Origin of the sequence: Dyadobacter sp. CY347 (assembly GCF_021502655.1) — a bacterium.
Taxonomy (GTDB): domain Bacteria; phylum Bacteroidota; class Bacteroidia; order Cytophagales; family Spirosomataceae; genus Dyadobacter.
This window is the reverse complement of sequence record NZ_JAKFFT010000017.1, coordinates 1-9,493: the sequence shown is the minus strand read 5'-3', so window position 1 is coordinate 9,493 and position 9,493 is coordinate 1. Positions and strand designations below refer to the sequence as shown.

10 protein-coding genes are annotated in these 9,493 nt (G+C 38.7%); 7 read left to right on the top strand and 3 right to left on the bottom strand.

Features of this window, described 5'->3' with window-relative positions:
* Nucleotides 1–368: 368 nt before the first annotated feature.
* From L0659_RS26215 to L0659_RS26190, 6 genes are all read left to right on the top strand, one after another.
* Nucleotides 369–815, top strand: coding sequence for a hypothetical protein (locus tag L0659_RS26215; RefSeq protein WP_235129581.1), 447 nt, complete (start codon nucleotides 369–371; stop codon nucleotides 813–815).
* A gap of 87 nt (nucleotides 816–902) precedes the next feature.
* Nucleotides 903–1,166, top strand: coding sequence for a hypothetical protein (locus L0659_RS26210; RefSeq protein ID WP_235129580.1), 264 nt, complete (start codon nucleotides 903–905; stop codon nucleotides 1,164–1,166).
* Nucleotides 1,167–1,168: 2 nt separating this feature from the next.
* Entirely contained in the window at nucleotides 1,169–1,471 is a 303-nt protein-coding gene (locus L0659_RS26205) for a BrnT family toxin (protein ID WP_082218164.1), read from the top strand.
* Nucleotides 1,446–1,607 (top strand): hypothetical protein, encoded by a 162-nt coding sequence (locus tag L0659_RS26200; protein ID WP_235129579.1) that lies wholly within the window; start codon nucleotides 1,446–1,448, stop codon nucleotides 1,605–1,607. Before L0659_RS26205 ends, L0659_RS26200 begins: the two co-directional genes overlap by 26 nt.
* Nucleotides 1,608–2,119: 512 nt before the next feature.
* Nucleotides 2,120–2,752 (top strand): BfmA/BtgA family mobilization protein, encoded by a 633-nt coding sequence (locus tag L0659_RS26195; RefSeq protein ID WP_235129578.1) that lies wholly within the window; start codon nucleotides 2,120–2,122, stop codon nucleotides 2,750–2,752.
* Between the two features lies 1 nt (nucleotide 2,753).
* Nucleotides 2,754–3,578 (top strand): DUF5712 family protein, encoded by an 825-nt coding sequence (locus L0659_RS26190; protein WP_235129577.1) that lies wholly within the window; start codon nucleotides 2,754–2,756, stop codon nucleotides 3,576–3,578.
* 27 nt (nucleotides 3,579–3,605) lie between these two features.
* Here the strand turns inward: L0659_RS26190 and L0659_RS26185 are convergent, their stop codons facing one another.
* Together L0659_RS26185 and L0659_RS26180 are read right to left on the bottom strand one after the other, a co-directional pair.
* Nucleotides 3,606–3,929 (bottom strand): 4-fold beta flower protein, encoded by a 324-nt coding sequence (locus tag L0659_RS26185; protein ID WP_235129576.1) that lies wholly within the window; start codon nucleotides 3,927–3,929, stop codon nucleotides 3,606–3,608.
* Between the two features lie 68 nt (nucleotides 3,930–3,997).
* The gene (locus tag L0659_RS26180) at nucleotides 3,998–4,912 is read right to left on the bottom strand and encodes a hypothetical protein (RefSeq protein ID WP_235129575.1); all 915 of its coding nucleotides are present in this window, start codon (nucleotides 4,910–4,912) and stop codon (nucleotides 3,998–4,000) included.
* A gap of 2,027 nt (nucleotides 4,913–6,939) precedes the next feature.
* Here L0659_RS26180 and L0659_RS26175 point away from each other — a divergent pair.
* Nucleotides 6,940–8,022: a glutaminyl-peptide cyclotransferase gene (locus L0659_RS26175; RefSeq protein WP_235129574.1), complete on the top strand. Its 1,083-nt coding sequence runs from the start codon at nucleotides 6,940–6,942 to the stop codon at nucleotides 8,020–8,022.
* A gap of 170 nt (nucleotides 8,023–8,192) precedes the next feature.
* Here the strand turns inward: L0659_RS26175 and L0659_RS26170 are convergent, their stop codons facing one another.
* Nucleotides 8,193–9,185 carry a replication initiation protein gene (locus L0659_RS26170; RefSeq protein WP_235129573.1) on the bottom strand — a complete coding sequence of 331 codons (993 nt, stop codon included), beginning with the start codon at nucleotides 9,183–9,185 and terminating at the stop codon, nucleotides 8,193–8,195.
* Between the last annotated feature and the right edge of the window lie 308 nt (nucleotides 9,186–9,493).

Here is a 9,493-nt window from a genome sequence, read left to right as displayed (position 1 = left end):
TCCGTACCAAAACTCCTTTTATTCGAGAAGTACCTTATATAATACTATACTGTTTTACTACTATATAGTTTATTGAGCAAAAAAGATGTTTTTAGGATAATAAATGGCTTGGTTTTCTACCCACCAGGGGCGGCCTGCGTCGCTACGCGCACGCTCTTTCTTTGAGAGGGACTATGACAGTCTTTATTCTAGCTTGACAATAAAAACAAACAAAAATTCCTGGATAGAAAAAGGATAGGTAGCCTCGAAAACTAAATAATTAGTTATTATAATATTTTTATATTATATATAATAATACTCATTTTATGGGCTTGTACAATATCTATACATGTGCATTTACAGTATATTGTACATGTAAAACGTTGCATATGAATTATATAACTCTGAAAGAAGCAGCAAAAGCTACTGGCCTAAACGAAATGACCATCCGCCGGCTTTGTAAAAAAGCAGACAGTAAACCCTACATTAGGCTCAAAGAAGGGAAAAATGGCTCATTGTATACTATTCAAACTAACTACCTTTTTGACAAATACCCTCCTAAAACGGCATTCGATAAGCTAGAACAGGATAGCCTAAACACTCGTGTAAATGTAGACCCAATACAAGTTCATACACAAGACTATACACCTGTATTAGCTGTTAAAGATGAACTTATTCAGGTATTGAAAGATGAAATCGCTTATTTGAGAGAGGAGAACAAGGGTCTACGAGAAGAAAACAAGGAGCTTAAGTTATTACCGGCACCGCATAATGTGACTCAAGAAGCGAGCGAAAATCCCCGAAAATCATTTTGGCAGCGGATTTGGGGTAAATAGCTATTAGGTGATTATGTTTGAACCATATTTCTAGCATAGGCTATAGAATTAAGTATCCGTATATTTGTGTACCAAAACATGTACGCAATGGCAATAATAGAAACAACCAGCAGACAATTTAGGGAGCGGCAAAAGGACTTCTTTGAGCTGGCCGATAAAGGGGAGAAAGTGGTGATCCGGAGAGGGCGTAAACAAACTTATGTGCTCACCCCTGTATCAGAAGATGATCTTTATTTCACTCCTGAAATGATTCAGCGCATAAAAGACGCACAGCAGGAGATCAGAGAGGGGAAGTGTATGGTCCTTAATAATAGAGCGGAACTCGATGCATTTTTTGAGAACATGAAATAAATATGGCTTTAAAATTCGAGTGGGACATGGGTAATTTAAAGCATGTAATAGATGACCATCCTGAAAGAGAAAATACAATCCAAGAAGTTGAAAGTGTCTTTTCGGACCCGAATTTCATCATTGCTCCGGATAAGATAGACGAACACGGTGAGCAGAGATACAGCGGTGTCGGTGTTGGGAATGATAAAGATGAAAAATTTGTAATATTCGTGGTCAGAAATGGGAGGGTTAGACCAATAAGTTGTAGAAGAGCAAATAGGAAAGACAGAATCAGATACTATGAAAACATCATCAAAAACATCTAAGGAGTACGTTAAAAATTCTCTTTCCGAAAAAGAGATGGATGCTGCTTCAAAGGCTTTTTCGGAGCATAAAGGCCAATTTTTAAATATGTCTGAGGTTTTAAAGGCTGAAAAGGCAAAGGCTAAACAATCTGTTTAGCCATAAGAGATCGATTGAATCTGAAATGCTTTGTCGGCATCACGTAAGTGCTTAAGGCTCGACGTGTTTGCTGCGCCCAGCTCCAGAGTTTTCAACCAAAGAAGCCATCCTGGGCAATCTAACAACCCAGGTATTTAAAATACGCTAGCCCAGTCGTAGAACAGAAATAAGCCAGTTATACAGCGAACAACTGATCTTATAAACCTTTCATATCCCCTTTATAATTTCCCTGTCAATACTAGGGCTTTCTTGTGAGCATTTATCCCACTGATCCACTAAAACAGCAATCCCTGTTAATTTTTATATCCCATTTGTTGTTCTTTTTTAGAAGCAAGAAGGAATTACGCTATGCGATAATTCATTCTTGCTCTGCGAGGCTAAGATATTGATATTCAATTTATTAGATATTTTTATAAACCATAATTAGTATAGCATGAATATATTTTATAATTTAATATTACCTATTTGGTCTTAGATGGCTTATTTTAGTATATCAATTGATATATTATGCCATGGAAAAGAAGTATAATAAGTCGGTACGTTTTACAGAGACAACCGATGAGAAATTTGGCAAAATCGCCGAGAAGCTCGGGCGCAGCAAGCAGGACCTGCTTGCTGAAATGGTCGACTATTTTTACAAATCCAAGAAAGACCCGTCAGATTTGAGCGACGAGCTTTTAAAGAAAGAACTGGGGCAAGGCATTAACCGGATCATCAGTTTTGTAAAAGTCCAGGAGAAAGATATCCTGGCGCCTATGCTTGCTGAGCAAAAACTTCAGCACGAGCAATTCCGTAAGTACGCAAGGCTATTGCGGTTTTATTTTGGTGAAAATGAAGATCAACAAGTAGCAGGCCATTTTATGGAAATGGTCCGTCTCTTGCACAAGGGTTCAAAAGCTTCGCAGACAGCACAGGAAAAAACTGGTGGACTGGTAGAGAGACTGCTGGCAGAAGTAAATAATTTCCAGGGTACTATTTCAGATTTGCGAAAGGAAAAGGACCGCATACGGAATCATTTTGTCCTTCTTTTTGAGAATTATATACGTGAGCGTGAAGATCTGAACTCGGTACTGAATTCCTTTGGAAGTTCGGCAGCCGTTAAAAAGCTCCAGGATGAAACCCGGAGCCAATTCAAATCTATCTGATATGGCACATGTCAATATTACCGCTAGTGAAACGGGCGGCAATACCGGCAGCTGCGGACAGTTGACGGACTATTTGGAAAAGGAAAACCAGAAGCTGGGCAAAAAAGAGTTATGGTTTGACCAGGGGCGTGATGATATCGGGCCTGACCAGGTAAAAACTGGAATAGATCAGAACGTGGCCAAGCTTAAAAAGACTGAAGCCAAATTTTACCTGATCAATATCAGCCCTTCCGGAAAGGAGCTCGACCATATTGGCAATGACCCGCAAAAGCTGAAAGCCTTTGCACGTGAAGTGATGAAAGAGTATGCAGAGAATTTTAATAAAGGCCTATCTGAGCAAGATATCAAGTATTACGGCAAGATCGAATACAACCGGTATTACACCCATGAAGATCTGGAAGTAAAGCAGGGCATCCGGAAGCGTGGGGAAGCAAAGGAAGGGAGGCACATGCATGCGCAGCTGATCGTGAGCCGCAAAACAGCAGACAACGGCCGGCTGATCAGTCCCATGACCAACCACCGGGGGAGCAATGCCGTCCATAGCCAGAAATTCGGGCAGTTTGACCGGCTGGATTTTACTGAGCGCTGCGAGAAAGCTTTTGACCGAACGTTTGGCTATGTACGTGAGTTAAGCGAAACCTTCCAATATAGGAAGGTGATACTAAACGGGACAGCCATGCAGCGCGCCGATTTGATTGTGGCCGAACGGAGCCACCAGGAAAAGCAAGCTAAAGAGCAGAACCAGACTGTTGAGCCGAACAAAGGGGAAAAGAAGGATTTTATTCAAAAACCAGAGCAAAAACAAAAGAGAGGACTTACCCGCTAATAATATTGCTAGTAAGTCCTCAATTTTTTATCCTAAACCTAATAGATAATCTTTAGATATATCATTGGTAGTGAACGGTCTAGGTGAATATCCTGCATACCCTGGATAACCAGGATAGCCCGGATACCCTGGATAGCCCGGGTAACCAGGGTAACCTCGGTAAGGGAAATGATTTAACTTGTAAAATCGATTAGAAGAAAATATAGAACCTAAATACTGACCATTTTTGTCAACTGCATTTTCATCGTCCCAAGGAAACCAACCAATCCATTTTGCTTTCGTATTGTACAAATACTTGCCAATTTTGAATGCAGTCCAGTTTCCACTTGAGTTAAATAAGAATTGTTTCATTTTAGCGGGAGTTTAATAATTAATTAGATGCTAAATTCCCCTGTCCAGGACAGGGGAATGAATTACGTTCAATGTTGATTCAAAAACTTCCTTATCTTTTTTTCCCATCGGTCATCTTGGGAATGATAAAAGCGTTTCAGCATCAACTTATTATTAAGCACTTCCTGCTTGTCTTTCATTAGATTATCTTCATAATCTTGTAATTTGAAAAAATAGGTAGCATTGTTCTCCCTGATGGATTCGGCTGCTACAATTCCTTTTTCTTCAAATATGAATGCGAGATATCCATTCAGCCCGGGCGCTTTTCTTACAATGGGAGCAAACTCCTTCATGACATTTGCTCTTTCAATAAGAGGCTTACGGTCCCTTTCCTTAATGCTACGTTCAGCAAACTCAATAAATTCGTGGAAGTTTCGATCGTCAAGGCGTTCGCCGCTTGGTAACACTTCCCTTTCAAATGGAGCATCAGTTTTTATGAAATAAGAAAGGTTTTCCCTTATAACTTCATAATTACCAAATACTTCCAAAAACAAGTTGATAATATGTGTGTTCTTTTTGCTGTTGGCAAATTCATCATTAAAAACCAATACATCGGATACAATGAACTCTATACCATCTTCATCCTTCATAAATTTAAATGACACATTAAGTCTGTCCAAAAGGATCTTTTTATACATATTGTAGATCCTATCAAACTCCACTTTGGTGCCATTTTTTTTCTTGTATTTAATGTGCCTAAGCGTTTCCTCCTTTACTTCCGGTTGTTGTCTGACATACATTCCTTTCAAATTGGCTTTGGTACGCGGCCCAGCAGGAATGGGTGTTTGAGCCTCATTTTCTTTGAAGACGTCACTTATGCCAAACTTCTTCAAGTCAGCGTTCTTTACAACATCCTCGTATGGAAGACCTATTCTAAAAGTCTCTCCAAATGTAACTAGCTCAGAAAGAATGTTTTCTGACCTTATAATTCTAATTTTTTTCATCTTAATTCTGGATCTATCCCGCCTTTTCAATGTTAAGGGCGAGAGGTGAAACACTCGGAAGGATAAGTTTCCTTCCGAAATACTAATGTTTAGTAGCGTCCACCAGTATATAAGTTGATCCAGCTGAGTTGGTTGGAGGGAGAGGATTTCCTTTTACGGATGTAATTTCTGGGCCTCTCCTTCCTCCCGGGGCAACGATTTGATATTGTCCACTTGTTGGAGTCAAATTACCTGGTTTAAGCGTGTACTTTCCCATAGTATATTGATTTTGAGTACTATCCTTAGTTATGGACAGGATTTTCCAACCAGTTTCGTCCAGAATTTGGCATATAAAAAAAAATGCCTAGTTTTGAGCCGAAATAAAAAAGGGTACAGTCAAAGGGTGGAGAATCCCCCTTGCAGATCTTGGTCGATATGTTTTGTCCCTCAAAAGCGAATACCCTGGTACGGTGTTCGTTTTTTTTATGTCTTAGTGTTTTCTCTTTTGCTAACTTTTAAAGTGAACGTTTACTTATTACAGCCGACTGGTACTCCGGCATTGTAAAGGTAACATAATAATTCGATTCTTCCTCCTTCATTTGACCTGTAAGGCCTTTACGGTGGGCGAGCATACTTGGACACTACCAAGAAGAACATCGTTCGCCTGAGGGCCCAAAAACAACCTTTAATAGGCAATAGTTATACGTTCTCCCTGAAAAAATATTTTTAAATTAATTTGTTTAATTCATAACTATCTCTATTTTATAGAGTTATATATATTAATTAATTAATAATATTAACATATACAAGAAAAAGTTAATTTATTTTTCAATAAGAGCTTGTGTTGTATTATTCTAATAATATGCCAATGAAAAATAATTCGAAAAAAGTTGATTTTTTTTTTAATGAGTTACGAAAAAATGCTTGAAACAGAATTTCATAGGAGTAAAATTCTGTTTTGTTTAAAGATAAAATACAATTTAGTTTAAATCAATGTATGTTATCTTAATTGAATTTATTTAAGGTTTTAGATTTGAAGTTTTATAACAGATTATACCCATGAAGATCCCGAAGTAAAGCATGGCCCCCGTCAACGTGGTGAAGCAAAGGAAGTATTCCTTGCGAATAGAGCCTTTACCATTTCATTTTCGTATACTTTTCAATCCAGGCAAAGGCTTTTACCACCTTTTTAGCAGCTCGTTCACACTTGTCAAGGAATCGCTCAATTTTACTTGGTCTTGTTATTTGGTCTTTTATAATAGTATCAATCCTTCCTTTTAGAGAAGTCAAGCCCATTTATTTTAAAAAAATAGGTCTATAACGTTAAATGCAAAGTTATCCCTCAGGTTGTTTAATCAATGGGACAGCCCTAAGCAGCTCCTTGCTAGCAATTTGGAATAATCATGAGCATAGCCGGATTCAACAGTGCCAAAAACCCGACTTACAAGCTTATCAAGCGATTTTCCTGAAAAGAAGGAAAGTTGCTAGCCCGTGGGTTGATTTCGACTCAGGAAGTAGTGGTAGGAGAAAAGTAGTTTACTAAATTGAACGAGGGATCCGGCCGTTACGACAAATATTCAAACAAAACTTGAATAAATACAAAAATAATCAATTATTGAAACTTCTCCAATTAGGTAACGAGATCCAATTATTTTAGTCTTATAATAAGAAAAATACAATCTTATAACCTTGTTTATCAGTTGTGTGAGCATAACAAAAGCCAGAAGTTGCTCCTACAGTTTGTATAACCCTTTTTATGTTAAATGAGAAAACACAGAACAAGGGGAGAGCAGCCCGTTGGTGAAAGTTCTTGGTTTTGTACAACGAGACGGGACTTTGCCTATTTGTTCCGGAGAAGCAGCTGCACCAGGTGAAGCAAGCTTTTTTCATTTGGCCCTGGTTAGAATCCTTTCTCACAGTCGGATGTTTCAAGACAGGAAGAAATCATTATCTAACTGCTTTTCAAGTTTAGATGCTTTACAACCAAAAAGTGGGATTCTAGTACTAATTTTAAATGTGCTTATGAATGTAACCCAAAGTCTCAAATCTTGAAAAAAATTGGCTTTTGCCTTCCCTTCATCTTTATATGTTGCTGGCTTGCTCAATCTTGTGAAAAAAAGCGTGAAAGCAGTAAGACTGAAAAGCACGTTCGCTCAGCAATTGCAACACTTTCCGAGCCGTCTTATGTAAGCAATGATACCATTTCAATCAAGCTTAGCGAGCCACTGGATCGGCTTGACGTCATGCTAGATGATAAACGGATTCAGGCCTTTCAATCAGACACTTTAACCGTTTTAATTCCAACAAATACTTCAAAAGTAGGTTTTTACCAGCTGATAATTAGTGGTTTGCATGCTAGCAAAGGAGGTATCTCTGATACCCTATTTGTTGAAATTCGATCTGACATTAAACCGCGTCACCTTCAGTATCAATTATCAACAACTTATCCTCATGCGACAACAAGCTTTACTCAGGGCTTAGAGTTTTATGGTGGCGCACTTTATGAAGGAACTGGGCAGCATGGGCAATCCAGGTTAATGCGTGTTGAGCCGACCACTGGTATCATTATGCAATCAAAGGATTTGCCAATCGAACACTTTGGTGAGGGAATCACCATTGTTAATGATAAAATATATCAATTGACCTGGAAATCAGGACAGTGTTTTCGATATACAATGGGACTTGAAGTTGATAAAACATTTCGATACTATACTCAGGGATGGGGGCTAACTCATAAAGATACAACATTGATTGTCAGTGACGGGTCCAATCGCCTATACTTTTATACCCCTGATTTTAAGCCGCTTGGAGGTTTAAGTGTTTATGATGACAAAGGAGCTGTATCCAAATTAAATGAGTTGGAATACGTCGATGGCTATGTGTTAGCGAATGTATGGGAGACAAATCGCATTGTTCAGGTTGATTTGGAGTCTGGAAAAGTGGTTGGAGAGTTAAACCTTACTAGCCTGGTGCCCAAAAATTTGATTGATCCGCAGTCAGATGTTTTAAATGGAATTGCATACAACCATGGCGAACATGCGTTGTATGTCACTGGAAAGAATTGGCCGGCCTTGTATAAATTGACGGTAAAGGATTTGTTTAAGGTCAAAATAAATGATTTGGCACTCTAAATGCATCAATAGAGTGTCCGATGAAACGTCCCTTTCCTGCGACTTGTGCCGGCGGCCGCCAGACGCCCCAAAACCCGCTAAAAGTGGCTTAAATAGCCGTCTCACCAATCAATGTATCGCTTTCAGGCACGAGATTGAGTTTGTAAAACACCCAATTTAACTCTGCTAGGTTAATTTTCGCCAGATGCTACTTTGCCTATACGTACCCAGACGGCGTTGCAGTATTTGGTCCTGTCTTGAATTTCTTTCCCTTTTAGTTGCCATTCGTAAAGTAGCTTATTTGCTCGCTCTATACCGATCGCTTTTGCATACCTTATGATATTTGAATCAGTCACCTGCCATGTGCGTAGCCGTAGAAGCACGCTTTTGTGCTCGTCAGAGAACTCAAACCATTCTTTGGGTATATTCTTAGGCTTAGCCTTTTTAAGGCGAAATTCGAGCGCAATTACGGGCTTGCGGCCGCGACCATGTGCATACATGTCGAAAACCGGCTCGTAGGTAAAGGCTAAATCGGTGCTTTCAAGCTCATGCAAAGGTTCAGTAAGTGTGTATTTAAGCAGATCCTTGCTTAGGGGATACTTTTTCTCACAATCCATTAGCTGCCGAAACTCATCAATGCTCACCCACCAGATCCCAGTATCCTTGAAGGCAGAAAGTAGTTCAAACACCCGAAGGCTGTACCAGCTACTAAAATGCATGTAATGTTTGATTTCATAGATGCTATAATGGGCCAACTCAATAAAATATGGCTTTAATAAAGGGTTTAGAACGATTGATATGGTGCCGTCTTTGTAAGCACAATTGACATCGGAGGTGTTAAGTAAATGCCTAAAAGCGAAATATTTTGTTGAAATATCTTCAATTAGCCATTTCAAGTCCGTCAGTTCATCAAAGGCCTTTTTGACCTTGGCGTGGAAATCTGAATCCGTTGTGGGGACTACGTCAGAAATGTGCATTTGATAATAAGGTCTCAACTCGCTATCATCTTCTTTAATCATGGCTAATACATTCGCCATGATACGTTTAGCATACACAGACACCTTCCTTTGTCGGGCAAAAGTGACGTTCCAATGTTGCTTAGCATATTTTTTGACCTCCTTCTCATCAAAAATAAGTGGCAAAGTCATTTGAGCAATTTCTCTCTTATCTTTCTTTTTCGCCATGAAAATCAATTAGTTATAAAAAGGGAGATATAAAAATATAACTGCCAATATCCCGTACTAAAACTCGTTTTATTCAGAAAATCGAATATAATAATAAAAGGAGATCTAAAAAAATATTCATCTATATTCCGTACCAAAACTCCTTTTATTATCTCTGTATCCGTACCAAAACTCCTTTTATTCCGTACCAAAACTCCTTTTATTCGAGAAGTACCTTATATAATACTATACTGTTTTACTACTATATAGTTTATTGAGCAAAAAAGATGTTTTTAGGATAATAAATGGCTTGGTTTTCTACCCACCAG